General features: G+C 60.5%; 24 protein-coding genes and 3 tRNA genes. 3 read left to right on the forward strand and 24 right to left on the reverse strand.

What is annotated here, in order from left to right; translation table 11 throughout:
* Positions 1–7: 7 nt before the first annotated feature.
* The 23 genes from proS to HX899_RS33760 all read right to left on the reverse strand — a co-directional run bounded on the left by proS (position 8) and on the right by HX899_RS33760 (position 21,994).
* Positions 8–1,330: a proline--tRNA ligase gene (gene proS / locus HX899_RS33650; RefSeq protein ID WP_138328244.1), complete on the reverse strand. Its 1,323-nt coding sequence runs from the start codon at positions 1,328–1,330 to the stop codon at positions 8–10.
* A gap of 590 nt (positions 1,331–1,920) precedes the next feature.
* A complete protein-coding gene (locus HX899_RS33655; protein WP_028741386.1) occupies positions 1,921–2,196 on the reverse strand; it encodes a DUF1467 family protein in 276 nt (91 codons plus the stop codon).
* A gap of 206 nt (positions 2,197–2,402) precedes the next feature.
* Entirely contained in the window at positions 2,403–2,807 is a 405-nt protein-coding gene (mce, locus tag HX899_RS33660; RefSeq protein WP_180196696.1) for a methylmalonyl-CoA epimerase, read from the reverse strand.
* Between the two features lie 2 nt (positions 2,808–2,809).
* Positions 2,810–4,480 carry a ribonuclease J gene (locus tag HX899_RS33665; protein ID WP_181294472.1) on the reverse strand — a complete coding sequence of 557 codons (1,671 nt, stop codon included), beginning with the start codon at positions 4,478–4,480 and terminating at the stop codon, positions 2,810–2,812.
* A gap of 17 nt (positions 4,481–4,497) precedes the next feature.
* Complete coding sequence (locus tag HX899_RS33670; protein ID WP_138328247.1) at positions 4,498–5,262, reverse strand: biotin--[acetyl-CoA-carboxylase] ligase; 765 nt, start codon at positions 5,260–5,262, stop codon at positions 4,498–4,500.
* Positions 5,262–6,707 carry an NADH-quinone oxidoreductase subunit NuoN gene (gene nuoN, locus HX899_RS33675; RefSeq protein WP_138387550.1) on the reverse strand — a complete coding sequence of 482 codons (1,446 nt, stop codon included), beginning with the start codon at positions 6,705–6,707 and terminating at the stop codon, positions 5,262–5,264. Before nuoN ends, HX899_RS33670 begins: the two co-directional genes overlap by 1 nt.
* Positions 6,708–6,725: 18 nt before the next feature.
* The gene (locus HX899_RS33680; protein ID WP_130667953.1) at positions 6,726–8,237 is read right to left on the reverse strand and encodes an NADH-quinone oxidoreductase subunit M; all 1,512 of its coding nucleotides are present in this window, start codon (positions 8,235–8,237) and stop codon (positions 6,726–6,728) included.
* Positions 8,237–10,237: an NADH-quinone oxidoreductase subunit L gene (gene nuoL, locus HX899_RS33685; RefSeq protein WP_171599450.1), complete on the reverse strand. Its 2,001-nt coding sequence runs from the start codon at positions 10,235–10,237 to the stop codon at positions 8,237–8,239. Before nuoL ends, HX899_RS33680 begins: the two co-directional genes overlap by 1 nt.
* Before the next feature lie 7 nt (positions 10,238–10,244).
* Positions 10,245–10,553 carry an NADH-quinone oxidoreductase subunit NuoK gene (gene nuoK, locus HX899_RS33690; RefSeq protein WP_003547388.1) on the reverse strand — a complete coding sequence of 103 codons (309 nt, stop codon included), beginning with the start codon at positions 10,551–10,553 and terminating at the stop codon, positions 10,245–10,247.
* A 23-nt stretch (positions 10,554–10,576) separates the two neighbouring features.
* Positions 10,577–11,191, reverse strand: coding sequence for an NADH-quinone oxidoreductase subunit J (locus HX899_RS33695; RefSeq protein ID WP_003547387.1), 615 nt, complete (start codon positions 11,189–11,191; stop codon positions 10,577–10,579).
* 142 nt (positions 11,192–11,333) lie between these two features.
* Positions 11,334–11,825 (reverse strand): NADH-quinone oxidoreductase subunit NuoI, encoded by a 492-nt coding sequence (gene nuoI, locus HX899_RS33700; protein WP_003547385.1) that lies wholly within the window; start codon positions 11,823–11,825, stop codon positions 11,334–11,336.
* A gap of 40 nt (positions 11,826–11,865) precedes the next feature.
* Complete coding sequence (gene nuoH / locus HX899_RS33705; RefSeq protein ID WP_181294473.1) at positions 11,866–12,909, reverse strand: NADH-quinone oxidoreductase subunit NuoH; 1,044 nt, start codon at positions 12,907–12,909, stop codon at positions 11,866–11,868.
* Positions 12,910–12,921: 12 nt separating this feature from the next.
* Positions 12,922–15,003 (reverse strand): NADH-quinone oxidoreductase subunit NuoG, encoded by a 2,082-nt coding sequence (nuoG, locus tag HX899_RS33710; RefSeq protein ID WP_180196694.1) that lies wholly within the window; start codon positions 15,001–15,003, stop codon positions 12,922–12,924.
* A 218-nt stretch (positions 15,004–15,221) separates the two neighbouring features.
* Positions 15,222–15,920 carry a 5' DNA nuclease gene (locus tag HX899_RS33715; protein WP_181294474.1) on the reverse strand — a complete coding sequence of 233 codons (699 nt, stop codon included), beginning with the start codon at positions 15,918–15,920 and terminating at the stop codon, positions 15,222–15,224.
* A 2-nt stretch (positions 15,921–15,922) separates the two neighbouring features.
* A complete protein-coding gene (gene nuoF, locus HX899_RS33720) occupies positions 15,923–17,227 on the reverse strand; it encodes an NADH-quinone oxidoreductase subunit NuoF (RefSeq protein ID WP_138328252.1) in 1,305 nt (434 codons plus the stop codon).
* 10 nt (positions 17,228–17,237) lie between these two features.
* Positions 17,238–18,404, reverse strand: coding sequence for an NADH-quinone oxidoreductase subunit E (locus HX899_RS33725; protein ID WP_181294475.1), 1,167 nt, complete (start codon positions 18,402–18,404; stop codon positions 17,238–17,240).
* A 16-nt stretch (positions 18,405–18,420) separates the two neighbouring features.
* Positions 18,421–18,693: a hypothetical protein gene (locus HX899_RS33730; RefSeq protein ID WP_025394095.1), complete on the reverse strand. Its 273-nt coding sequence runs from the start codon at positions 18,691–18,693 to the stop codon at positions 18,421–18,423.
* A complete protein-coding gene (locus HX899_RS33735; RefSeq protein WP_012756960.1) occupies positions 18,693–19,883 on the reverse strand; it encodes an NADH-quinone oxidoreductase subunit D in 1,191 nt (396 codons plus the stop codon). The genes HX899_RS33730 and HX899_RS33735 overlap by 1 nt, the downstream gene beginning before the upstream one ends.
* 65 nt (positions 19,884–19,948) lie before the next feature.
* Positions 19,949–20,551: an NADH-quinone oxidoreductase subunit C gene (locus tag HX899_RS33740; protein ID WP_181294476.1), complete on the reverse strand. Its 603-nt coding sequence runs from the start codon at positions 20,549–20,551 to the stop codon at positions 19,949–19,951.
* A gap of 18 nt (positions 20,552–20,569) precedes the next feature.
* Positions 20,570–21,154 carry an NADH-quinone oxidoreductase subunit B family protein gene (locus tag HX899_RS33745; RefSeq protein ID WP_027685149.1) on the reverse strand — a complete coding sequence of 195 codons (585 nt, stop codon included), beginning with the start codon at positions 21,152–21,154 and terminating at the stop codon, positions 20,570–20,572.
* Complete coding sequence (locus tag HX899_RS33750) at positions 21,145–21,510, reverse strand: NADH-quinone oxidoreductase subunit A (RefSeq protein WP_010055493.1); 366 nt, start codon at positions 21,508–21,510, stop codon at positions 21,145–21,147. The genes HX899_RS33745 and HX899_RS33750 overlap by 10 nt, the downstream gene beginning before the upstream one ends.
* A gap of 246 nt (positions 21,511–21,756) precedes the next feature.
* Positions 21,757–21,833, reverse strand: a tRNA-Asp gene (locus HX899_RS33755).
* A gap of 84 nt (positions 21,834–21,917) precedes the next feature.
* Positions 21,918–21,994 (reverse strand) — tRNA-Asp (locus HX899_RS33760).
* 404 nt (positions 21,995–22,398) lie between these two features.
* Here HX899_RS33760 and HX899_RS33765 point away from each other — a divergent pair.
* The 3 genes from HX899_RS33765 (at position 22,399) to HX899_RS33775 (ending at position 23,602) form a co-directional block, all read left to right on the forward strand.
* Positions 22,399–22,474: transfer RNA gene (locus HX899_RS33765), tRNA-Val, on the forward strand.
* A gap of 101 nt (positions 22,475–22,575) precedes the next feature.
* Positions 22,576–22,974: a hypothetical protein gene (locus tag HX899_RS33770; protein WP_181294477.1), complete on the forward strand. Its 399-nt coding sequence runs from the start codon at positions 22,576–22,578 to the stop codon at positions 22,972–22,974.
* A 415-nt stretch (positions 22,975–23,389) separates the two neighbouring features.
* Complete coding sequence (locus HX899_RS33775) at positions 23,390–23,602, forward strand: hypothetical protein (protein WP_171599447.1); 213 nt, start codon at positions 23,390–23,392, stop codon at positions 23,600–23,602.
* Between the two features lie 111 nt (positions 23,603–23,713).
* Here HX899_RS33775 and HX899_RS33780 read toward each other — a convergent pair whose 3' ends face one another.
* Positions 23,714–24,262 carry a glutathione peroxidase gene (locus tag HX899_RS33780; protein ID WP_138328256.1) on the reverse strand — a complete coding sequence of 183 codons (549 nt, stop codon included), beginning with the start codon at positions 24,260–24,262 and terminating at the stop codon, positions 23,714–23,716.
* Positions 24,263–24,397 lie beyond the last annotated feature (135 nt).

Consider the following 24,397-nt stretch of genomic DNA (forward strand, 5'->3'; position numbering starts at 1 on the left):
CGTTTCCTTAAGCCACGAACCGATTGATCGCCGCTTCGATGGTCATCGTTTCGCGGGCGCCGGTCTTGCGGTCCTTCACTTCCACCTCGCCGTTTGCGACCGCGCGCGGGCCGGCGATAATCTGGACGGGTACACCGATCAGGTCGGCGGTCGCGAATTTCGTGCCGGCCCGGTCGTCGGTATCGTCATAGAGCACATCCTTGCCGGCCTTGCTCAGCGCGGCATAGATCAACTCGCAGGTATCGTCACAGGCCTGATCGCCCGCCTTCATGTTGATCACAACGATATCGAAGGGTGCGACCGATGCCGGCCAGATGATTCCGTTATCATCATGCGATGCTTCGATGATGGCGGGAACAAGGCGTGTCGGGCCGATACCGTAGGAACCCATGTGAACGAAGTGTTCCTTGCCATCAGGTCCCTGCACTTTCGCGCCCATCGGCTCGGAATATTTCGTGCCGAAATAGAAGATGTGGCCGACCTCGATGCCGCGCGCCGACAGGCGGTCGCCTTCGGGAACGGCGTTGAAAGCCGCCTCGTCGTGCATTTCCGAGGTCGCAGCATAGAGCGAGGTCCACTTGTCGAAGATCGCCTGCAGGCCCTCGACGCTGTCGAAATCGGTATGTTCACCAGGAATATCGAAGTCGACGAAATCCTTGTGGCAGAAGACTTCGGATTCGCCGGTATCGGCGAGGATGATAAATTCATGGCTGAGCTTGCCGCCGATCGGGCCGGTATCGGCGCGCATCGGGATGGCGCGCAGGCCGAGTCGGTCGAAGGTTCTGAGATAGGCGGCGAACATCTTGTTATAGGAATGCTCCGCCGCTTCGCGCGTCAGATCGAAGGAATAGGCATCCTTCATCATGAATTCGCGCGAGCGCATGGTGCCGAAGCGCGGACGGATCTCGTCACGGAACTTCAGCTGGATATGATAGAGATTGAGCGGCAGGTCCTTGTAGGACTTGACGGAGGAGCGGAAAATATCCGTCACCATCTCCTCGTTGGTGGGGCCGTAGAGCATCGGCCGATCCTGACGGTCCTTGATGCGCAGCATCTCCTTGCCGTAGGCGTCGTAGCGGCCGCTTTCCTGCCAGAGCTCGGCCGATTGCAGGGTCGGCATCGACAGCTCGATGGCACCGGCGCGGTTCTGCTCGTCGCGGATAATGGCGTTGACCTTGTCGAGCACACGCTTGCCGAGCGGCAGCCAGGAATAAATGCCCTGCGACTGCTGGCGGATCATGCCGGCGCGCAGCATCAGCCGGTGGGAGACGATTTCCGCCTCCTTGGGGTTTTCCTTGAGGATGGGCATGAAATAGCGGGACAGACGCATGGCGGATTCCGGAGCAGTTGAGATCCCGCAGCAGGCGGAATCGAAAGACCATTGTTAATGTCGGGAGCGTTCATAGCCGCTTCGCGGCAGGAAGGAAACCCGCAACGGATGCCGGCAACCTCCCGGAAGCGCATGTTCGCACCCGCAAAATGAAATGGCATGAAAAAGCGCGTGTTTATAAGGGCTTGAACGAAAATCTTGTCAACAGAAAAATTTTGCTAGAGTGTAGCAAAAATGCAAAAAAAGCTGATGACAAAGCCCAATGTTTGAGCTAGTTTTAGCTCACAAAACAGGCAGGAAGTTAAATTCTTGCCGAATTCGCGGTCAAGTCTTGGGAGGATCAGATCTTAGGCGCGCTCGTCGCAGCCCCGGCAACGGTTACAGATCACGCGATACTTAAAACAAGGCTTTTAGCCTTGTTTTTTTTTGGCTTTTCGGCCTCCACCCCACCCAGAAATCCAACCGGCTTCCGTAAGGGGATGGCCATCATTCCGTTACGAGAGCTCTTTGCCGCAACAGTATGACGCTGGTATGACGAAATTCGCTTTCAATAGGGTTACATCTGCTCAAAGTTTGAGCAAAAGCCACACTCAATAGAAGCTGGGGCCGAGTTGCGGCAGGGCATCGAAGCCCCAGCCGAAATAGGTGTCGCAGAGGTACCAGAGGCCGTAGACCAGGGCCGAAATCAGCGTCGTCAGCGAAAACACGAAAGCGGCGCGAAACCGGGTGGGCGCGCTCGGAACGGTGCCGAGCACGACATCATTGTCGTCCGCCTGGGTGCGCAGGCCGATCGGCAGGACGGCGAAAAGCGTCATCCACCAGATGATGAAGTAGACGGCAAATCCCTGAAGAAAGATCTGGAGCATTCTGGTTCCCGTTGGTGTGGCGCTGCTGCATTCCTTAAATCGGAATCGATTTAAGGAATGCAGCAATTTAAATTGTTACAGCGTCCTTTGCGCGTCTTAGAAGACACGCGGCGCTGTAATATCGCGTCCTTATACGGTGGAATGGCGACCAACTCAAAGCGGACGAAAGGTTTTGCGGTCTTCGGGTCACTCTGCCGCAGCAGTGCTCAGGCCTGTTCGAGTTCGATCAGCGTGCCGAAGAAATCCTTGGGGTGCAGAAAGAGCACCGGCTTGCCGTGTGCTCCGGTCTTCGGCTGGCCATCGCCAAGCACCCTTGCGCCCGCCGTGACCAGCCGGTCACGGGCGAGAAGGATATCGTCCACCTCGTAGCAGATGTGATGCATGCCGCCGGATGGGTTCTTTTCGAGGAAGGCTGCGATCGGCGAAGTATCGCCGAGCGGTTGCAGCAATTCGACCTTGGTGTTCGGCAATTCGACGAAGACGACGGTGACGCCGTGTTCCGGCAGAGCCTGCGGCTGCGATACGGCAGCACCCAGCGTATCGCGATAGGCCGCCGTCGCTGCGGCCAGATCGGGCACGGCGATGGCGATATGGTTGACCCGGCCGAGCATGGTCAGACCTTGGTGACGAAGGCGGTGACAAGAGGTTTCTTGCCCCAGGTGTTGTTCGCGGCCGAGCGGATGGCGCGGCGCACGGCCTCCTGCAGCATGTCGATATCCTTGCGGCGGGCGCGCGGAATGCTCTCGATGGCGCTGACCGCCGCGTCGAAGAGCGTATCCTCCATATCCTCGCCCTCATCATCGTAGGTCGGCAGGCCGATCGAAATGAGGTCGGGTTCGCCGACGATGTCATAGCGGGCGTCGAGCAAGACGTTGACCGCGACATGGCCGACATAGGAGAGCTTCTTGCGCTCGCCGATACCCATCTCGTCGAAATCGCCGATCAGCGTACCGTCCTTATAAATCCGGCCATGCGGCGCCTCGCCGATCACCTCGACGGGACCGGGCGCCAGCCGCAGGATATCGCCGTTGCGCACCCGCGGCACCAGTGCGATGCCGGATTGCTCGGCAAGTTCCTTATGCGCCGTCAGATGTGTTGCCTCGCCATGCACCGGCACGACGATCTTCGGCCGTGTCCACTCATACATCCGCTGCAACTCGTTGCGGCGCGGATGGCCGGAAACGTGGACCAATGCCTCGGTATCCGTGATGATGTGCACACCCTGCTCGACGAGGCCGTTCTTGATGTCCTGGATCGCCTTCTCGTTGCCGGGAATGGCGCGCGAGGAAAAGACGACGATATCGCCTGCCGTAAACGCCACATTGCGCATCTCATCGCGCGAGAGTTTGGCAAGGGCTGCCCGCGCCTCGCCCTGGCTGCCGGTCAGGATGACGACGACCTTGTCGCGCGGGATATAGCCGTATTCGTCCTCGGAGATGAAGGGCTTCACACCTTCCATCAGGCCGATGTCCTGGGCAACGTTCACGACGCGCTTCAGCGAACTGCCGAGCAGCAGCACTTCGCGGCCTGCCGCCTCTGCAGCCTCGGCAACAGTACGGATGCGCCCGACATTCGACGAGAAGGTGGTGATCGCCACCCGGCCCTCGGCATTCTCGATGATCTTACGCAGGCTTTCGGACACATCCTTCTCGGAAGGCGAAACACCGTCGCGCAGCGCATTGGTGGAATCGCACATCAGCGCCAGCACGCCCTCGTCGCCGAGTTGGCGGAAACGTGTCTCGTCGGTCAGGGGCCCGAGCGAAGGCTCGTGGTCGATCTTCCAGTCGCCTGTATGGATGACATTGCCGACCGGCGTGCGGATCATCAGCGACATCGGCTCGGGGATCGAATGGTTGACGGCGACACCTTCGATACTGAACGGGCCGACATTGATCGTATCGCCGGCCTTGAACGGCGTCACCGGCACTTCGCCGATCGTCGCCTTCTCGAAATTGCGCTTGGCTTCGAGCAGACCTGCGGTAAAACCAGAGGCATAGACCGGCACGTTGAGGCCGGGCCAGAGATCGGCGAGCGCACCATAATGGTCTTCATGCGCATGGGTGATGATGATCGCCTTGAGGTTCTTTCGTTCGCTGGCGAGGAAGCGGATATCCGGCAGTACGAGGTCGACGCCCGGCAGGTCAGGCCCGGGAAAAGTGACGCCACAATCGACCATGACCCACTGGCGATGCTCGGGCGGGCCGTAGCCGTAGAGAGCGAGATTCATGCCAATCTCACCGACACCGCCCAGAGGCAGGAATACCAGTTCGTCCTGTTTCGCCATAATTTTCGTTTTTTCCGCTATCCAAAAAACACATCACCGGCAGCAATGGGCATTATCCTGCCAGCGCCGGTATCGAGCATCAACAAGCCATTATCATCAATTCCGGCGAATTGTCCGGAAATCGATCGGTCCGGCAAATTGACCGTAATCTTTTCGCCGATGCCGCAGGCGATGGCGCGCCAGAGCGTCGTGATCTCGCCGACGCCACGGCCCTGGTCCCATATTTCAAGCACTTCCGCCGTGGCGGCGAAGAGATGCGCGAAAAGTTCCTCCGGCGACGCCGCACTTCCCTGCTGACGCAGGCAGGTAACGGGGTAGAGCGGATTGTCGGGCATTATCGAGATATTGATGCCGATGCCGACGATCAGCGCGTAACGGCCGTCCGGCAGCCCCTCGCCTTCGACGAGAATGCCGCAGGTCTTCTTTCGGCCGATGAGGATATCGTTCGGCCATTTGACCTCGAGCGGTTCGGCGCCCAGTGGCAACACCCTGCGGATCGCCTGGTGCACGGCAACGGCGATTGCCAGCGGCAGCGAGCCCAGCCGCTCCATCGGCGCCGGGTCGATCAGGAGAAGGGAAGCGTAGAGATTGCCGCGCTCGGAAACCCAGAGCCTGCCGCGGCGGCCGCGACCGCCCGTCTGCCTCTCGGCGGTCACCCAGAGATTACCGCCATCGCCCGCCCGAGCCCGGGCGAGGCATTCGCTGTTGGTGGACGATGTTTCCGACAGAGCCTCGTGCCTGAAATCGCCGAGCGATATCCGGCGCCGTCCGTCGGAAGCCATCAAAAGAGCGTCGCAGCAGCTAGCTCTGCCGCACCGCCGATCGGGCCGCCGATGAGGACATAGGCGGTGACGAAGAGACCGGAGAGACCGAAGACCAGACGCAGAGAACCGGAGACACGGGCGAATTCGCCGGTCGCCTCATCGAACCACATCAGCTTGATGACACGCAGATAATAGTAAGCGCCGACGACCGAGGCGAGAACGCCGATGATGGCGAGCGCATAGAGCTTGGCCTCGATGGCGGCAACGAAGACGAAGTACTTCGCGAAGAAGCCGGCGAGCGGCGGGATGCCGGCGAGCGAGAACATCAGCGCCGTCAGCACCACGGCCATGAACGGGTTGGTTGTGGAGAGGCCGGCGAGATCGTCGACATTCTCGACGACGGTGCCGTCCTTGCGGCGCATCGACATGATGATCGCAAAGGTGCCGAGCGTCATGACCATGTAGATGACCATATAAAGCATGACGCCGGTGACGCCGGTCTGGTTGCCGGCGGCAAGGCCGACCAGCGCATAACCCATGTGGCCGATAGAGGAATAGGCCATCAGTCGCTTGATGTTCTTCTGGCCGATCGCGGCAAACGAACCGAGCAGCATCGAGGCGATCGAGATGAAGACGACGACCTGCTGCCAGTCCGCCAGAACCGGCTGGAAGGCGGTAATGACGATGCGGGTCATCATCGCCATGGCAGCAACCTTGGGTGCTGCGGCAAGGAAGGCGGTCACCGGCGTCGGCGCGCCCTCGTAAACATCCGGCGTCCACATATGGAAGGGAACAGCGGAGATCTTGAAGGCGATGCCCGCGAGGATGAAGACCAGGCCGAAGATCAAGCCGAGCGAACGCGCACCCTCAACGGACAGCGCCTGGGCGATTTCGGAGAAGTGGGTGTGGCCGGTGAAGCCGTAGACCAGCGACATGCCGTAGAGCAGCATGCCGGAGGAAAGCGCGCCGAGGACGAAATATTTCAGGCCGGCTTCGGTCGACTTCAGGCTGTCGCGGTTGATCGCGGCGACGACATAGAGCGCCAGCGACTGCAGTTCCAGCGCCAGATAGAGCGAGATCAGGTCATTGGCCGAAATCATCAGCAGGATGCCGAGGGTCGCAAGTACCAGGAGAACCGGGAACTCGAACTTGTCGAGCTGATTTTCGCGGGCGTGGCCAATCGACATGAACATGGCGACCAGCGAACCAATGAGCGCCACCAGCTTCATGAAGCGCGAGAAGCCGTCGGCCATGTAGACGCCGCCATAGGCAAGGCCTTCTGCGGGCACGAAGAGCAGCCACAGGCCGGAGGCCAGGAGCAGGACGATGGCCAAGCCGGTGACGACAAGGCCCGACCGCTCGCCTGAGAAGACGCCGACCATCAACAGGACAAGGGCGCCGACCGCGAGGATGAGCTCCGGCGCGGAAAGATGCAGACTGAGGAGAATTGTTTCAGCGGTCATGTCCAATAAGTCCCGTCATCATTTCATAGACAGCGCAACATTCTGCGCTGCGTGCACGGCGGCCGTGTAGTTGTTGACCAGCAGATCCACCGAGGCGGCCGTCGCATCGAAGACCGGAGCCGGATAAACGCCGAAGAAGATGGTCAGCGCGACCAGCGGGTAGAGGATCAGCTGTTCGCGTCTGGAAAGATCGAGCAGCGCCTTCAGCTTCTCCTTCTCCAGCGCACCGAAGATCACCCGGCGATAAAGCCAGAGCGCGTAGGCGGCCGAGAGGATGACGCCGGTGGCGGCAAAGAGCGCCACCCAGGTGTTGACCCGGAAGACACCGATCAGCGTCAGGAATTCGCCGACGAAGCCGGACGTGCCGGGAAGCCCGACATTGGCCATAGTGAAGACCATCATCGCCACGGCATATTTCGGCATGTTGTTGACGAGGCCGCCATAGGCGTTGATCTCGCGGGTGTGGGTGCGGTCGTAGACGACGCCGACGCAGAGGAAGAGCGCGCCGGAGACGATGCCGTGCGAGAGCATCTGGAAGATCGAGCCTTGGACGCCCTGCATATTGGCGGCAAAGATGCCCATGGTCACGTAGCCCATGTGGGCCACGGAGGAATAGGCGATCAGCTTCTTGATATCGTCCTGCATCATCGCCACCAGAGAAGTGTAGATGATGGCGATGACGGACATGGCAAAGACGAGCGGCGCGAAATAATCGGACGCGACCGGGAACATGCCGAGCGAGAAGCGGATGAGACCGTAGCCGCCGAGCTTCAGCAGTACGCCGGCCAGGATCACCGAGCCAGCCGTCGGCGCCTGAACGTGGGCATCGGGAAGCCAGGTATGGACCGGCCACATCGGCATCTTCACCGCAAAGGAGGCGAAGAAGGCAAGCCATAACCAGGTCTGCAGCGCCGGCGGGAACTTGTAGGCGAGCAGCGCGGTGATGTCGGTCGTGCCGGCCTGCCAGTACATCGCCATGATGGCGAGCAACATCAGCACCGAGCCGAGTAGCGTATAGAGGAAGAACTTGTAGCTCGCATAGACGCGGTCCTTGCCGCCCCAGACGCCGATGATCAGGAACATCGGAATAAGGCCCGCCTCGAAGAAGACGTAGAAGAGCACGATATCGAGCGAGACGAAGACGCCGATCATCATCGTTTCGAGGATGAGGAAGGCGATCATGTATTCCTTCAGGCGCTTTTCGATCGAGAGCCAGCTCGCCAGCACGCAGAAGGGCATAAGGAAAGTCGACAGGATGACGAACAGCATCGAGATGCCGTCGATGCCGACGTGGTAGCCGATGCCGGTGCCGAGCCAGTTATGCTTCTCGACCATCTGGAAGCCGGGATTGGCATTGTCGAAGCCGATCCAGATGAAGAGCGAGACGACGAAGGTGAAGACGGTGGTGATCAGCGAGATCCACAGCACGTTCTTCCGGCCGGTTTCGCTCTCGCCGTTCATCAATAGCAGGAGCACCACGCCGACGAGCGGCAGAAAGGTGACCGTTGAAAGAATAGGCCAATCGGTCATCAGAAGGAACTCCCGAGCATCATCCAGGTAACGAGCGCCGCAACGCCGATCAGCATGGCGAAGGCGTAGTGATAGAGGTAACCGGTCTGCAGGCGGACCACGCGATCGGTGACGGCGACGACGCGAGCGGCGACGCCGTTCGGGCCGTAGGTGTCGATGACGCCAACATCACCCTTCTTCCACAGGAAGCGGCCGAGCGCCTTGGCGGAGCGGACGAAGAGGAAGTCGTAGAGTTCGTCGAAATACCACTTGTTCAACAGGAACTGGTAGAGCACGCGGTGCTGCTGCGCGAGGATGCGCGGCGTCTGCGGCGAGCGGATATACATGTACCAGGCAGTGACGAAGCCGAGCACCATGGCGATGAACGGGCTCAAAGCCACGAGCGCCGGAACATGGTGAAACTCTTCGACCAGTTCGTTCTCGGTGCCGGTAAAGAGCGCACCCTTCCAGAACTCGGCATATTCCTCGCCATAGAACCGGCCTTCGAAGATCACGCCTGCAAGCACCGCGCCGATCGCCAGGAGATAGAGCGGCACCAGCATGACCTGCGGCGACTCGTGGACATGGTGCATCACCTCATGGGAAGCGCGCGGCTTGCCGAAGAAGGTCATGAAGATCAGGCGCCAGGAATAGAAGCTGGTGAACAGAGCCGCAATGACCAGCAGCGAGAAGGCGAAGCCGGCGACCGGCGAATGCGATGCATAGGTCGCCTCGATGATCACGTCCTTGGAGAAGAAGCCGGCAAAACCGATCGGCGTGAAGGGAATGCCAAAACCGGTGATCGCCAGCGTGCCGATGATCATCAGCACGGCAGTAACTTTAATGTGCGGCCACAGGCCGCCCATGTAGCGCATGTCCTGCTCACCATCGACGGAGTGGATGACCGAGCCCGCGCAGAGGAAGAGCAGAGCCTTGAAGAAGGCATGGGTGAAGAGATGGAAGATGGCTGCGCCATAAGCCCCGGCTCCGAGCGCCACGAACATGTAGCCGAGCTGTGAGCAGGTGGAATAGGCGATGACACGCTTGATGTCGTTCTGCACGAGAGCGACGGTTGCCGCGAAGAAGGCGGTGATCGCGCCGATCACGGTGACGACAACCAGCGCATCCGGCGACAGTTCGAAGAGCGGCGACATGCGGGCGACGAGGAAGACGCCGGCGGTGACCATGGTGGCGGCATGGATCAGGGCCGAGACCGGGGTCGGGCCTTCCATCGCGTCCGGCAGCCAGGTGTGCAGCAGGAACTGCGCCGACTTGCCCATCGCGCCCATGAAGAGCAGCAGGCAGATACCCGTCAGCGCATGCGCCTTGTCGAGCTGCATGCCGAAGAGATTGAGGATCACCTCGCCCGCTTCGCCGGCGCCTTCATGCGGGGCGAAGTTCGAGGCATTGGCGAAAATCGTGTCGAGGTTGATCGAGCCGAACAGCACGAAGACGCCGGCAATGCCGAGCACGAAGCCGAAGTCGCCGACGCGGTTGACGATGAAGGCCTTCATCGCCGCGGCCGTCGCCGACGGCTTCTTGAACCAGAAGCCGATCAGCAGATAGGAGGCGAGACCGACGCCTTCCCAGCCGAAGAACATCTGGGCAAGGTTGTCAGCGGTCACCAGCATCAGCATGGCGAAGGTGAAGAGCGAGAGATAGGCGAAGAATCGCGGACGATGCGGATCGGTATGCATGTAGCCGATCGAATAGACATGCACGAGCGTCGAGACCGTGTTGACGACGATCAGCATGACTGACGTCAGCGTATCCACGCGCAGCGACCAGGAGACGTCGATGCCGCCGGACTGAATCCAGCGCAGCACCTCGACCTTGATCGGACCGCCTTCGGCATGGCCCATGCCGACAGTGAAGAAGACGACCCAGGACAGGATGGCGGCGATGATCATCAGGCCGCTGGTGACATATTCCGAAGCCTTGGCGCCGATCGCGCGGCCGAAAAGGCCGGCGACGATCGCACCGATCAAGGGAAGAAAGACGATAGCCTTATAGAGGAACATGAGCCACTCAGCCCTTCATCATATTGACGTCTTCGACCGCGATCGAGCCGCGGTTGCGGTAGAAGACAACGAGAATTGCAAGACCGATCGCCGCTTCGGCAGCCGCGACCGTCAGGATGAACAGCGCGAAGACCTGGCCGACGATGTCGTTCAGGAAGGAGGAGAAGGCGACCATGTTGATATTGACGGCAAGCAAGATCAGCTCGATCGACATCAGGATGACGATGACGTTCTTCCGGTTCAGGAATATGCCGAAGACGCCAAGCGTGAAGAGGATGGCGCTGACCGTCAGGTAGTGGGAAAGTCCGATGACCATGTTCTTTGTTCCTTGACCTGCCTTTAGACGCCCTGCCCGGGCTTGACCGACACCACCTCGACGGCGGTGGCGGGCGTGCGGGCAACCTGCCTGGGAATATTCTGCCGCTTGATGTTGGTGCGGTGTCTCAACGTCAGCACGATCGCGCCGATCATGGCGACCAGGAGCACCAGACCAGCGATCTGGAAGAAATAGACGTAGTTGGTGTAGAGCACGTCGCCGAGGGCAGCCGTATTGGTGCGCTCGCTCAGCGCCGGGATCGGCATGGCGACGGATTTGGCGATCTCAGGCGAGATGACGCTGCCACCGATGACGACGATCAGCTCGGCCGCGAGGATCACCCCGATCAGCCCGCCGATCGGCGCATATTCGAGAACGCCGGCCCTCAATTCGGTGAAGTCGATATCGAGCATCATCACCACGAAGAGGAAGAGCACGGCGACGGCGCCGACATAGACGACAAGCAGGATCATCGCCAGGAATTCGGCACCGAGCAACAGGAAGAGGCCGGCGGCATTGAAGAACACCAGGATCAGGAAGAGAACCGAGTGAACCGGGTTCTTCGCCCAGATGACCATGAACGCCGACGCCACCGCGACAAAGGCGAAAAGATAGAAAAATAGAGCCTGCAGACCCATGTTGGTGCCTTTTTCATCTTCCCCCGGGCAGCCGGGAGTTTTTCTGCCCGATAGAACTTTGCGCGGCTGACCGGCAAAACTCCTGTGCATATTGACCGCGACCGAAGCGCTCAAGCTCCATTACGGCATTTCAAAAACTCGATCAGCGGTACGGCGAGTCGATCGCGATGTTGCGGGCGATTTCGCGCTCCCAGCGGTCTCCGTTATCCAGAAGCCGCGCCTTGTCGAAGTAGAGCTCTTCGCGGGTTTCCGTCGCAAATTCGAAATTCGGGCCTTCGACGATCGCGTCGACCGGGCAGGCTTCCTGGCAGAAGCCGCAATAGATGCACTTCACCATGTCGATGTCGTAGCGCACCGTGCGGCGCGTGCCGTCATTGCGGCGCGGACCGGCCTCGATGGTGATCGCCTGGGCAGGACAGATCGCCTCGCAGAGCTTGCAGGCGATGCAGCGTTCCTCGCCGTTAGGATAACGGCGCAGCGCATGCTCGCCGCGGAAACGCGGGGAGACCGGACCCTTTTCGAAGGGATAGTTGATCGTCGCCTTCTGGCGGAAGAAATAACGCATCGACAGAAAGAACGCGCCGACGAATTCCTTGAGAAACAGCGAGCTGATGGAGCCGGACAAGCTTGCCATCTTCAACCTCCAATTTTGCCGAAAACGAGAGTGGGCACCATCATGCCCAACCCATCAGTTTCAGCACGAATGCAACGATGACGACCATGGCGAGCGACAGCGGCAGGAAGACCTTCCAGCCGAGGCGCATGAGCTGGTCGTAGCGGTAGCGCGGAACGAAGGCCTTGACCATCGCGAACATGAAGAACACGAAGCAGGCCTTCAGCGTGAACCAGATGATGCCTGGGACCCAGTTGAGGATCCAGATATCGACCGGGGGCAGCCAGCCGCCGAGGAAGAGGATCGTCGTCAGCGCGCACATCAGGCAGACGGCCGCATATTCCCCGAGCATGAACATCATGTATGGCGAGGAGCCGTATTCGACCATGAAGCCGGCGACGAGTTCCGATTCGGCTTCCGGAAGGTCGAAGGGCGGACGGTTCGTCTCGGCAAGCGCCGAAATGAAGAAGATGATGAACATCGGGAACAGCGACAGCCAGTGCCAGTCGAGGAACGACGACGGCAGGCCGAGCATAGTGCCAAGGCCGGTATGCTGCGCATTGACGATATCGGTCAGGTTCAGCGAACCGACGCAGAGAAGCACGGTGACGATGACGAAGCCGATCGAGACTTCATAGGACACCATCTGTGCCGCCGAGCGCAGCGCGCCGAGGAACGGATACTTCGAGTTCGAAGCCCAGCCGCCCATGATGATGCCGTAAACCTCGAGCGAGGAGATCGCGAAAATGTAAAGGATGCCAACATTGATGTTGGCGATCACCCATCCGTCGGCCAGCGGCACCACCGCCCAGGTGGACAACGCCAGCAGCACCGTCACCAGCGGGGCAAGCAGGAACACCGCCTTGTTGGCGCCGGCCGGAATGATCGGCTCCTTGAAAACGAACTTCAAAAGATCGGCGAAGGACTGGAACAGGCCGAAGGGACCAACGACGTTCGGGCCGCGGCGCAACTGCACGGCCGCCCAGATCTTGCGGTCGGCGAGCAGCACGTAGGCGATGAAAACGAGCAGGCAGACGAGAAGCAGCAGCGACTGACCGATCATGATGATCGCCGGCCAGACATAGGTCGAAAAGAAAGAATCCATAGTCCCCTGCCCTTACTCTGCCGCGACTTTGAAGTTGTTGCGGGCCAATGCCGAGCACTCCGCCATGACAGCCGAGGCACGCGCTATCGGGTTCGTCAAATAGAAGTCTTTCACCGGCGACGCAAACCCGGATTTGTTCATCTTGCCGGCTTTTTTCGCAACTGCGGCAATTTGGGCGCTATCGGTTTCAGCGATCTCGTCGATGGCAGCGAAATGCGGGAAAGCGGCATAGAGCCGGACACGCAATTCGCTGAGCGAATCGAAGGGAAGCTTCTTGCCAAGCACGTCGGAAAGGGCACGGATGATCGCCCAGTCCTCGCGGGCGTCACCCGGCGCAAAACCTGCGCGGTTGCCCATCTGGACGCGGCCCTCGGTGTTGACCCAGGTTCCGGACTTCTCGGTATAGGCTGCGGCCGGCAGGATGACATCGGCATGATGCGCGCCGTTATCGCCATGCGAGCCGATATAGACGGTGAGCTTGGCCTTCTTCGCGGTGAAGTCGAGTTCGTCTGCGCCGAGCAGGAAGAGCACGTCCATCGCCGTCAGCATCTCGGCGGCATTGACGCCCTTGGCGCCCGGCACGAAGCCGAGGTCGAGTCCGCCGACGCGCGAGGCAGCGGTGTGGAGGACGGCAAAGCCGTTCCAGCCTTCGGAGACCGCGCCGACCGAGCCGGCGAGCTTGGCAGCGCTGGCGAGAACGCCGGCGCCATCGGTGCGCGACAGCGCGCCCTGGCCGATGATGATCATCGGCTTGGCGGCGTTCTTCAGGACTTCGGCGAAGGCATGGGTGCCGTCGACCAGATCCTTCAGCGTGTCGGGACCGCCGCCGAGGTAATCATAGCTGTAGCGCAGTTCACCCAGCTCGCCGATCACGCCGATCGGGAACTTGCCGCGGCGCCAGCGCTTGCGGATGCGGGCGTTGAGGATGGCTGCCTCAAAGCGCGGATTGGCGCCGATGATCAACAGCGCATCGGCCTGGTCGATGCCCGATATGGTCGGGTTGAAGAGATAGCTTGCACGGCCCAGCGACGGATCGAGTGCCGCCCCATCCTGGCGACAGTCGAGATTGGCCGATCCCAGCGACTTCACCAGTTCGGAGAGCGCATACATTTCCTCGACGGAAGCAAGGTCGCCAGCAATGGCGCCGATCTTGTCGCCCGAGGTGGCGCCGACGGCGGCCTTGATGGCGCCGAAGGCTTCGGCCCAAGTGGCCGGCTGCAGGCGGCCGTCGCGGCGGACGTAGGGCCGGTCGAGGCGCTGGGTCTTAAGGCCGTCCCAGATGAAGCGGCTCTTGTCGGAGATCCACTCTTCATTGATCGCCTCGTTGACACGCGGCAGGATGCGCATGACTTCGCGGCCGCGGGTATCGACGCGGATCGCCGAACCGACGGCATCCATGACGTCGATCGATTCGGTCTTGTTCAATTCCCAGGGGCGCGCGGTGAAGGCGAAAGGCTTCGAGGTCAGCGCGCCGACCGGGCAAAGGTCGACGACGTTGCCCTGCAGCTCGGAGGTCATCGCCTGTTCGAGATAGGTGGTGATCTCGGCATCCTCACCACGGCCAATCAGGCCGAGTTCGGAAATGCCGGCGACCTCGGTCGTGAAGCGGACGCAGCGCGTGCAGTGGATGCAGCGGTTCATCACCGTCTTGACGAGCGGGCCGATATACTTGTCCTCGACGGCGCGCTTGTCTTCCTGATAGCGCGAGGTGTCGATGCCGAAGGCCATCGCCTGGTCCTGCAGGTCGCATTCGCCGCCCTGGTCGCAGATCGGGCAATCGAGCGGATGGTTGATCAGCAGGAATTCCATCACACCTTCGCGGGCCTTCTTGACCATCGGGGTGTTGGTGAAGACCTCGGGCAGTTCGCCGTTCGGGCCGCCGCGGATATCGCGCACGCTCATGGCGCAGGAAGCCTGTGGCTTCGGCGGGCCGCCCTTCACCTCGACAAGGCACATGCGGCAATTGCCGGCAACCGACAGGCGCTCATGGAAGCAGAAGCGCGGAACCTCGGCACCGGCATCCTCGCACGCCTGCAATAGCGTGAAATGATCCGGAACTTCGATCTCGTTGCCGTCAATCCTCAGTTTTGCCATCGTCGCTCAGTCCTGTTTCCCGTTTGCCTGATGACGGCAAACAAACCTATTTTTGCAGCACTCTCATTGCCAAGCCGGATCTTTCGTCCTGCCGACATCTGATGTCGCCCAAATTCTCTATCGCGCGTTCCAGACCCGGAACCCGCACCGGCATCTTCGGGCCCCCGCCCGTCCGCCGACCTGCCCATCTTTCCGGCCGATCGACACGGCCGGACAGTTCATTTCTTTCTGCGGCCCCGCCCTGCCAGAACTTTCGCCTGGCCCGTCCAGTCGTCACGGCCGATGCGGCCATTGAAGCCGAGTTCAGCGTCGAACCGGGCGATTTCCTCGTCGGTCCAGGCAGCGATATCGGCGAAGCTGCGAATGCCTTTGGCGTTCAGCACCTGCTCCAGCTTCGGGCCGATGCCGGCGATCAGCTTGAGGTCGTCGGTCTTCCCCCGCGCAACCGGTTTTGCCTTCACGGCCGGCTCTGGCTGGCTGGCCTTCGCTTGGCTGGCTGGCTTGGCTTGGCCGGCTGGCGTCGGCTCGCTGACCGGCTTGACGACAGTCAGTGTCGGCTTTGCCTTCTTCTCGGCCGGCGGCTTGGTGAAAGCCTTGACCTCCGAGCGAATATTCTCCGGCCGGATATCGACATCGGGCTTCAGTTCGTCCGGAGGCGTGTCATCGAGGGCGGCCGCGACCTTGCCGGTGGTTTCCAGGGCGCTCTGCCAGGCACCGAAGAAAGCGCCGGCCATCTGGGTCGAGAAACCAAAGCCGATCGCCGTTGCGGCGGCAAAGGCTGCCGCGGGCTGCGCCATCAGCGGATGCACCGGCATCGCCCGTGCATTTTCCAGCATCTCGGCGGCTAGACGGCCGAAACCGGCCGCGAAATCGGCGACTTCTTCCTTCTTCCCACTCTTGGATGCGTTGTCCGCCATGATTATTCAGCCGCCTCCAGAACCGCACCGTGATCAAGCGCGCTCGCGGTATACTGGTCGATGCGCTTTTCGATCTCGGGACGGAAGTTACGGATCAGACCCTGCACCGGCCACGCGGCGGCGTCGCCGAGCGCACAGATGGTATGGCCTTCGATCTGCTTCGTTACCTGGAACAGCATGTCGATTTCGCGCTTCTGGGCATTGCCCTTGGCCATGCGTTCCATGACGCGCCACATCCAGCCCGTGCCTTCGCGGCAGGGCGTGCACTGGCCGCAGCTCTCATGCTTGAAGAAGGCGGAGATGCGGGCAATCGCCTTGATGACGTCGGTGGACTTGTCCATGACGATCGCGGCGGCCGTACCGAAGGAAGAGCCGACGCCGCGCAGGCCGTCGAAATCCATCGGGCAATCGATGATGTCCTTGGCCGGAACGATCGGGCAAGATGCTCCGCCTGGAATGACGGCAAGCAGGTTGTCCCAGCCACCGCGGATGCCGCCGGCATGGCGGTCGACCAGTTCGCGGAAGGTGATGCCCATTTCCTCTTCGACCGTGCACGGCTTGTTGACGTGGCCGGAGAGCATGAACAGCTTGGTGCCCACATTGTTCGGACGGCCGATGGCCGAGAACCAGCCGGCGCCGCGGCGCAGGATCGTCGGCGCGACAGCGATCGATTCGACGTTGTTGACCGTCGTCGGGCAGCCGTAAAGGCCCATATTGGCCGGGAACGGCGGCTTCAGGCGCGGCTGGCCCTTCTTGCCTTCGAGGCTTTCGAGCAGGGCAGTTTCCTCGCCGCAGATATAGGCACCGGCGCCGTGATGGACGAAGATGTCCATGTCCCAGCCGAGCTTGTTGTTCTTGCCGAGCAGGCCAAAATCATAGCATTCGTCGATCGCCGCCTGCAGCGCTTCGCGCTCGCGGATATATTCGCCGCGCACATAGATGTAGGCCGCATTGGCGCCCATCGCGAAGCTCGCGATGACACAGCCTTCGATCAGCGTATGCGGATCGTGGCGCATGATGTCGCGGTCTTTGCAGGTGCCGGGTTCCGATTCGTCGGCGTTGACGACGAGGTAATGCGGCCGCCCGTCGCTTTCCTTCGGCATGAAGGACCATTTGAGGCCGGTCGGGAAACCGGCGCCGCCGCGACCGCGAAGGCCAGACGCCTTCATCTCATTGATGATCCAGTCGCGGCCCTTTTCGAGGATCTGCTTGGTGCCGTCCCAGTGGCCGCGGCTCATCGCGCCCTTCAGGGATTTGTCCTTGAGGCCGTAGATGTTGGTAAAGATGCGGTCTTTATCTTGTAACATGCTTCACCTCTTACCGCGGCTTCTTGCCGAAGACCTTGATATATTCCGCTTCCCCGCCCTTGGCGAGCGCCTTGGCCTGCTTGACCCAGTCATCGCGCTCGATGCGGCCGCGGAAATTCAAATAGCCATCGACCCAATCGCGTTCGGTCTTCTTCCAGCCTGCGACCTGCGCGAAGGTGAAGATGCCGATTTCGTTCAACGTCGCCTCGATCTTCGGGCCGACACCCGAGATCATCTTCAGATCATCAGGTGCGGCAGGCTTTTCGATGCCGGCCGGCCGGTTCTTGTCGGTCAGAGCAGGCTTTGCCGCCGGGGCGGCTTCAGCCTTGACGGCAGCTTTCGGCGCCGGTTCGGCAGCCGCAGTGCCTGATATCGGCTGCTGCTCGGCTGCCTTTGCGTTTTTCGCAGCCGCCTTCGGCGCCGTCGCCGGCGTCTTCAGGGCAGCATTGGTCTCGGCATCGGTACTCTTCGGGCGGGCGGCCTCGGAGGGCGGAACCGGCGCGGCGTCGACCGGAGCCGACACGGTTTCGGCATCGGCCTTCTTGGCGCGCGTCCTTGCCTTCGGCTCTTCGGTCGTCAGCGAGGTCGGGCCGCCTTCGGGCGCCGAAAACACCCGGTCGATCTGGGTGCCGGGCTTGATGCTGGCGCCATTGCCGGCGGCAAAAACGTCGATAATCTCTTCGAGACGCTGGGGCGTTAGGTCCTCATAGGTGTCCTTGCCGATCATCACCATCGGGGCGTTGACGCAGGCCCCGAGACATTCGACCTCTTCCCAGGACAGAGTGCCTTCGGCATTGCGCTCGAAGGCATGGGCATGGATCTTGCTCTTGCAGACCGACATCAGCGCTTCCGAGCCGCGCAGCATGCAAGGCGTCGTGCCGCAGACCTGCACATGGGCGCGGGTGCCGACAGGATGCAGCTGAAACTGCGTATAGAAGGTCGCGACCTCGAGCACGCGGATATAGGCCATATCCAGCATGTCGGCGATCTTTTCGATCGCCGCGCGCGTGACCCAGCCGTCCTGCTCCTGCGCCCGCATCAACAGCGGAATGACCGCCGATTGCTGGCGGCCGGCGGGGTATTTCTGGATCGTCTTGTCCGCCCAGACCGCATTCTCATCGCTGAAGGCGAATGCGGCAGGCTGAAATTGATCTTCGGCTAATCGACGAACGGACATTCTTTCTCACGCCTTGTCAGTTTAGGGTTCCACACCGCGAAGCGGTCAAAGACTGCATTTCGCAGGCATAGGCCGACTGGTCTTTTTGCATAAACACTACGAATTTGCTGCCGTTCGGAATGGCAGCCTTGATCTGATAGCCCTTGGACAAAAGCTCACCCATGGACGATTGCTGCGCCGGCGGCGTCTCTTCCTTATGGCCGAGCGGCGTGCCGAGGCTATCGGACTCCTGAGCCGAAACCCCGGATGCCGAAAGAAGGATTGCGACGGCCAGCGGCAGAAGCTGCATCAGCGATCCACCTCGCCGAAGACGATGTCGAGCGAGCCGAGGACGGCCGCGACGTCGGCAAGCTGGTGGCCGCGGCACATGAAGTCCATCGCCTGCAGATGGGCATAACCGGGGGCGCGGATCTTGCAGCGATAGGGCTTGTTGGTGCCGTCGGAGACGAGATAGACGCCGAATTCGCCCTTCGGCGCCTCGACAGCGGCGTAAACCTCGCCGGCCGGCACATGGTAGCCTTCGGTATAGAGCTTGAAGTGGTGGATCAGCGCTTCCATCGAGCGCTTCATCTCGCCGCGCTTCGGCGGCACGACCTTGCCGTCGATCGACGAGAAAGGACCGGTCCTGGCATCCGAGAGCAGGCGGTTGACGCATTGCTTCATGATGCGGACCGATTCGCGCATCTCGATCATACGGATCAGATAGCGGTCGTAGTTGTCGCCATTCTTGCCGATCGGAATGTCGAATTCGAGATCGGAATAACATTCATAGGGCTGGGCGCGACGCAGATCCCAGGCCGCACCCGAACCGCGCACCATGACGCCGGAGAAGCCCCAGGCCCAGCATTCCTCCAGCGAGACGACGCCGATATCGACGTTGCGCTGCTTGAAGATGCGGTTGCCGGTCAACAGGTTGTCGATGTCATCGAGCGCCTTCAGGAACGGGTCGCACCAGGCGCCGATATCCTGCACGAGCTGTTCGGGCAGATCCTGGTGGACGCCGCCCGGACGGATATAAGCGGCATGCATGCGTGAGCCGCTGGCGCGCTCGTAGAACACCATCAGCTTTTCACGCTCTTCGAAGCCCCAGAGCGGCGGCGTCAGCGCGCCGACGTCCATGGCCTGCGTCGTGACGTTCAGAAGGTGCGACAGGATGCGGCCGATTTCAGAATAGAGAACGCGGATCAGCTGACCGCGAATCGGGATCTCGATGCCGAGCAGCTTTTCGACGGCCATCGCATAGGCATGTTCCTGGTTCATCGGCGCGACGTAGTCGAGGCGATCGAAATAGGGCACGGCCTGAAGATAGGTCTTGGTCTCGATCAGCTTCTCGGTGCCGCGATGCAAAAGGCCGATATGCGGATCGACACGCTCCACAATTTCGCCGTCAAGCTCCAGGACAAGACGAAGAACGCCGTGCGCCGCCGGATGCTGCGGTCCGAAATTGATATTGAAGTTGCGGACGTTATGTTCTGTCATGGCGATGGGCTCGCGTTCTCAGATAACCAGTGAATGGCGGGCTAAGCCCACCAGCCGCCTTGAATTTATTGCTTCGCTTTTTCGTCGCCGGGCAGCACATACTCCGTGCCTTCCCAGGGCGACATAAAATCGAAGTTGCGGAATTCCTGCTTCAGCTCGACCGGCTCGTAGACGACGCGCTTTGCCGCGTCGTCGTATCGAACCTCGACGAAGCCGGTGGTCGGGAAATCCTTGCGTAGCGGATGACCTTCGAAGCCGTAGTCGGTCAGGATACGGCGCAGGTCCGGATGGCCGGTGAAGAGCACGCCATACATGTCCCAGGTCTCGCGCTCGAACCAGTCGGCACCCGGATAGACGGGGCAGGCCGACGGAACCGGCGTATCCTCGTCGGTCGCGACCTTGACGCGGATGCGCAGGTTCTTCTTCGGCGACAGCAGGTGGTAGACGACGTCGAAACGCAGCTCGCGCTGCGGCCAGTCGACGCCGCAAATATCGATCAGATTGACGAAACCGCATTTGGCGTCGTCGCGCAGGAAGGTCAGAAGCGCGATCAGGTTTTCACCCGTCGTCGTCAGCGTCAGCTCGCCATACTTCATCTGCGATGCGGCGATCAGATTGCCGCGCGCTTCGCCAAGGTAGGACGCAAGCTCAGTCAGGGCTTCACTCATATGCCTTGTCCTTAACCCTTAGCGTTCGATCGTGCCGGTACGCCGGATCTTCTTCTGCAGCAGAAGCACGCCGTAAAGCAGCGCCTCTGCCGTGGGGGGACAGCCCGGCACGTAGATGTCGATCGGCACGATGCGGTCGCAGCCGCGCACCACCGAATAGGAATAGTGATAATAGCCGCCGCCATTGGCGCAGGAGCCCATCGAAATGACATAACGCGGCTCGGGCATCTGGTCATAGACCTTACGCAGCGCCGGCGCCATCTTGTTGGTCAGCGTGCCGGCGACGATCATTACGTCGGACTGGCGCGGCGAAGCGCGCGGCGCAAAACCGAAGCGCTCGACGTCGTAACGCGGCATCGACAGCTGCATCATTTCGACGGCGCAGCAGGCAAGACCGAAGGTCATCCACATCAGCGAGCCGGTACGGGCCCAGTTGATCAGCTCGTCGGTCGAGGTGACGAGAAAACCCTTGTCGGCGAGCTCATTGTTGATCTCACCGAAAAATGGGTCGTTGCTGCCGATCGGCTTGCCGGTCGAGGGATCGATGATCCCCTTTGACTGCTGTGCGACGAGCGGCTGATTGCTCACAGGGGCTACTCCCATTCCAGGGCTCCCTTCTTCCATTCATAGATAAAGCCGATGGTCAGCACGAGAAGGAAGACCATCATGGACCAGAAGCCGAACCAGCCGATGGCGCCGAAAGACACGGCCCAGGGAAAGAGGAAGGCGACTTCGAGGTCGAAGATGATGAAGAGAATCGACACGAGATAGAAGCGGATGTCGAACTTCATGCGGGCGTCGTCGAAAGCGTTGAAGCCGCATTCGTAAGCCGAGAGCTTTTCCGAATCAGGCGCTTTGAAAGCCACGGCGAACGGCGCAATGAGCAGCGCCAGGCCGATAACGAGCGCAATAGCAATGAAGATAGCGATCGGAATATAAGAACTGAGCAGTTCAGTCATCATGTTCATCCCTGCTTGCCGGAGACGCCAGGGGGCGCATTTGGGCAAATGCCCGGCAAGCGAACGTGCGTTGCAACAAGCCGTGGTTAGCGCAGCCGAGGCCCCGGCGCAAGACTTTTACAGAGGCAATTCGACGCGTGTCGCGCGGACATTATCAAGCAGATGCAACGATGTCGCGACAAATCCGTGCAGGCCGTTTGAACCTGCATGCCTGACCACTGGAAACTGCATGGCTTTCGGAAGAAATGGCGCGAGTGACGGGGCTCGAACCCGCGACCTCCGGCGTGACAGGCCGGCACTCTAACCGACTGAGCTACACCCGCGCATTGATCGGCCATTTTGCGGCCGCGAGGATGAAGTGAACCGGACAAACGACAAATCGCATTTGCGTTTTACAAGACTTGAAATGGCGCGAGTGACGGGGCTCGAACCCGCGACCTCCGGCGTGACAGGCCGGCACTCTAACCAACTGAGCTACACCCGCAATTCATTTCAAGCAGTCCGGATGCCTTCGCACCCTCTCCAAAACGGCTGCCCGTTTCGATGAGCGGCTAACTACGGGGTTCGCCTTTTAGTGTCAAGCAGGTTTGGAGACAAAACCATGACAGTTCGTGAATTGTTTCGGCGACTTGGGCCCCGGACGAACAAAAGCCGGCACTTCCGTCTTCCGCAGCGATGCTCAGGCGCAGACGCAGCGCCTTCGAAACGGAGATGCTCGCCACCCTCCCCTCACTTTTCCACAGCCGAGCCGAAGCTAAGCGGCATCGCAAGACACGGGACCACCACCAAAAAAATCAAAAAATCTTCACAAACACTCTTGCGGTTTTGCCGCGATCCGCATAGATCACGGCCACCAACGCGGCAGGCCGATCCGGCTTCGTTTGCGATGGGCGATTAGCTCAGTTGGTAGAGCGCCTCGTTTACACCGAGGATGTCGGCGGTTCGAGTCCGTCATCGCCCACCATTACCAAACTTTCCCGCAACTTGTTCATCAGAGTTAGGCTCCCGAATTAGCTCGCTAATCCGGTCACGATCTGCGCAAGGTGTTTTGTCAGGAGACACCTCATGAAAACCGTTGCCATCATCTCTGCGCTGCTTCTCGCCAGCGTGGCTGCGCCGCCGTGCATTGCCAGAGAGCCGGCGCAAGAGGTGTTCCTGTCTACCGGGGATCAGGCTATTACAACCTCGGGAGAAACCCCGGCGCGTCAAGCTAGGACCTATCTCCTGAGAATGCCGTCAGATCTGCCGATTGTCTTTTCGGTCGATGCCGACAATTCAGCCTGCAGCCTGGAAATCATGAAAACCAGCCAGCGCGGCGTCTTAAGCACAATCAGCCGATTCCCCGCATCTTTCAGAGACAGCGGTCAAAGCGGCGATGAATATACGTTTTCGTTTTTCCAAAACCGCGTTTCATTTATGAGCGGCGCCCGATGCGCCTTCTCATTTTCTCTCACTCAGATGTGACTGTGTGATTGGGGTAATGGGCACGCCTTGCCGTTTTGGAGGACGCCCATCGTCTGCCATTTCATGGTGATTACATCCACGCCGTAAACTCACCGCTGCCTATCGGTTCGTTACGACTCTTCGTATCCGGTGAACCGGCTGGCCGATGCCCCGTGCACCGGCACACCACGATCCGAGTTGTGGGCAGGTCTGCGTTCTCCAGGTGGCATTCGGCGAAACGTTCCGGCGCAGCAAGGCGTTGCGCCCGGCGGCTTCAGCTGCGCGCCGTCCGAAAGCCAGCGCTCCATAAAACGGACTACTCCCAATCGCCGCGCCACCTCCTATTGGGCGAATGGATAGGGGCCGGCAAAAGTGGGAATATTCGTCGCCCGGAAAGTCTCCGCGCTTGAAGGTTCATCACGCCTGGAGGTGTCCCATGAGGACCCTGCGCTCCACATTGACGCTGTGCATCGCGATTGCCCTTGGCACGCCAAGTGCCACATACATCGCCCTGCCCGGATATGCATTCAAGACGAATCCGCAATGCCAGCGCCACGAACCAAAGACGAAATTCGACAAGAGGTGCGACTGGCCGAGAGTGGGCTTCAAGGACTTTACGCCCCCGCTTGTGACCGTGCTTGGGATCTGAGGATCTTGGAACGGCGCCGGATGCGCTTTCTCATTTTCTCCGACTGAGATGTGAGAGCGTGATCGGGGTAATGAGCATCCCGCTGTCTGGTGGGTGCTCATCGCCCACCATTCATGCCTTCGCCAGTTCTTTATCCACAGCGGAAACCAGCCGCGAATCGTCCGCCGTCACATCCGGCGCGAAGCGGGCGGCGACTTTGCCGTCGCGGCCGATCAGGAATTTTTCGAAGTTCCAGAGGATATCGTCCTCATCGCCGCCTGTCATGCCATGGGATTTCAGGCGTTCGCGCATCGGGCCGTCACCCGTCGTCGCGACACCCGACTTGGTCAGTTGCCGGTAAAGCGGGTGTTGGGCCTCGCCCTTGACCGAGATCTTCGAGAAGATCGGGAAGGTGACGTCGTAGGTGCTGGTGCAGAAATCGAGGATTTCGGCGTCGGTGCCGGGCTCCTGGCCCTTGAAGTCGTTGGCGGGAAAGGCGGCGATGACGAAGCCGCGCTCGCGCTTTTCCCCGTAGAGCTTTTCCAGCCCCCCATATTGGACGGTGAGCCCACATTTCGAGGCGACATTGACGACCAGGAGCACCCTGCCCTTGTATTCGTTGAGCGTGGTCTCACGACCATCCACAGTCTTGACCGGGATATCCAGCACATTGCCCGTCACGGGAACCTCCAATTCGTAAGGATATGTTTCGCCAAGCTTAGCGATATCGCCGCTGTTGTCATCAGCGTCGGGATCAACTTGGCTTCCACAGGCACCGGTGCGGCTTCCGGCCGCACCGGGCCTCAGCACCTCAGG

This window comes from Rhizobium sp. WYCCWR 11146 (assembly GCF_013591995.1).
Lineage (GTDB): Bacteria > Pseudomonadota > Alphaproteobacteria > Rhizobiales > Rhizobiaceae > Rhizobium > Rhizobium indicum.

Excerpts from the sequence above, each read along its gene's own strand:
- proS (WP_138328244.1), bottom strand. The coding sequence starts at position 1,330 with ATGCGTCTGTCCCGCTATTTCATGCCCATCCTCAAGGAAAACCCCAAG.
- HX899_RS33655 (WP_028741386.1), bottom strand. The coding sequence starts at position 2,196 with ATGCTCCAGATCTTTCTTCAGGGATTTGCCGTCTACTTCATCATCTGG.
- mce (WP_180196696.1), bottom strand. The coding sequence starts at position 2,807 with ATGCTCGGCCGGGTCAACCATATCGCCATCGCCGTGCCCGATCTGGCC.
- HX899_RS33665 (WP_181294472.1), bottom strand. The coding sequence starts at position 4,480 with ATGGCGAAACAGGACGAACTGGTATTCCTGCCTCTGGGCGGTGTCGGT.
- HX899_RS33670 (WP_138328247.1), bottom strand. The coding sequence starts at position 5,262 with ATGGCTTCCGACGGACGGCGCCGGATATCGCTCGGCGATTTCAGGCAC.
- nuoN (WP_138387550.1), bottom strand. The coding sequence starts at position 6,707 with ATGACCGCTGAAACAATTCTCCTCAGTCTGCATCTTTCCGCGCCGGAG.
- HX899_RS33680 (WP_130667953.1), bottom strand. The coding sequence starts at position 8,237 with ATGACCGATTGGCCTATTCTTTCAACGGTCACCTTTCTGCCGCTCGTC.
- nuoL (WP_171599450.1), bottom strand. The coding sequence starts at position 10,237 with ATGTTCCTCTATAAGGCTATCGTCTTTCTTCCCTTGATCGGTGCGATC.
- nuoK (WP_003547388.1), bottom strand. The coding sequence starts at position 10,553 with ATGGTCATCGGACTTTCCCACTACCTGACGGTCAGCGCCATCCTCTTC.
- HX899_RS33695 (WP_003547387.1), bottom strand. The coding sequence starts at position 11,191 with ATGGGTCTGCAGGCTCTATTTTTCTATCTTTTCGCCTTTGTCGCGGTG.
- nuoI (WP_003547385.1), bottom strand. The coding sequence starts at position 11,825 with ATGGCAAGCTTGTCCGGCTCCATCAGCTCGCTGTTTCTCAAGGAATTC.
- nuoH (WP_181294473.1), bottom strand. The coding sequence starts at position 12,909 with ATGGATTCTTTCTTTTCGACCTATGTCTGGCCGGCGATCATCATGATC.
- nuoG (WP_180196694.1), bottom strand. The coding sequence starts at position 15,003 with ATGGCAAAACTGAGGATTGACGGCAACGAGATCGAAGTTCCGGATCAT.
- HX899_RS33715 (WP_181294474.1), bottom strand. The coding sequence starts at position 15,920 with ATGGCGGACAACGCATCCAAGAGTGGGAAGAAGGAAGAAGTCGCCGAT.
- nuoF (WP_138328252.1), bottom strand. The coding sequence starts at position 17,227 with ATGTTACAAGATAAAGACCGCATCTTTACCAACATCTACGGCCTCAAG.
- HX899_RS33725 (WP_181294475.1), bottom strand. The coding sequence starts at position 18,404 with ATGTCCGTTCGTCGATTAGCCGAAGATCAATTTCAGCCTGCCGCATTC.
- HX899_RS33730 (WP_025394095.1), bottom strand. The coding sequence starts at position 18,693 with ATGCAGCTTCTGCCGCTGGCCGTCGCAATCCTTCTTTCGGCATCCGGG.
- HX899_RS33735 (WP_012756960.1), bottom strand. The coding sequence starts at position 19,883 with ATGACAGAACATAACGTCCGCAACTTCAATATCAATTTCGGACCGCAG.
- HX899_RS33740 (WP_181294476.1), bottom strand. The coding sequence starts at position 20,551 with ATGAGTGAAGCCCTGACTGAGCTTGCGTCCTACCTTGGCGAAGCGCGC.
- HX899_RS33745 (WP_027685149.1), bottom strand. The coding sequence starts at position 21,154 with ATGGGAGTAGCCCCTGTGAGCAATCAGCCGCTCGTCGCACAGCAGTCA.
- HX899_RS33750 (WP_010055493.1), bottom strand. The coding sequence starts at position 21,510 with ATGACTGAACTGCTCAGTTCTTATATTCCGATCGCTATCTTCATTGCT.
- HX899_RS33770 (WP_181294477.1), top strand. The coding sequence starts at position 22,576 with ATGAAAACCGTTGCCATCATCTCTGCGCTGCTTCTCGCCAGCGTGGCT.
- HX899_RS33775 (WP_171599447.1), top strand. The coding sequence starts at position 23,390 with ATGAGGACCCTGCGCTCCACATTGACGCTGTGCATCGCGATTGCCCTT.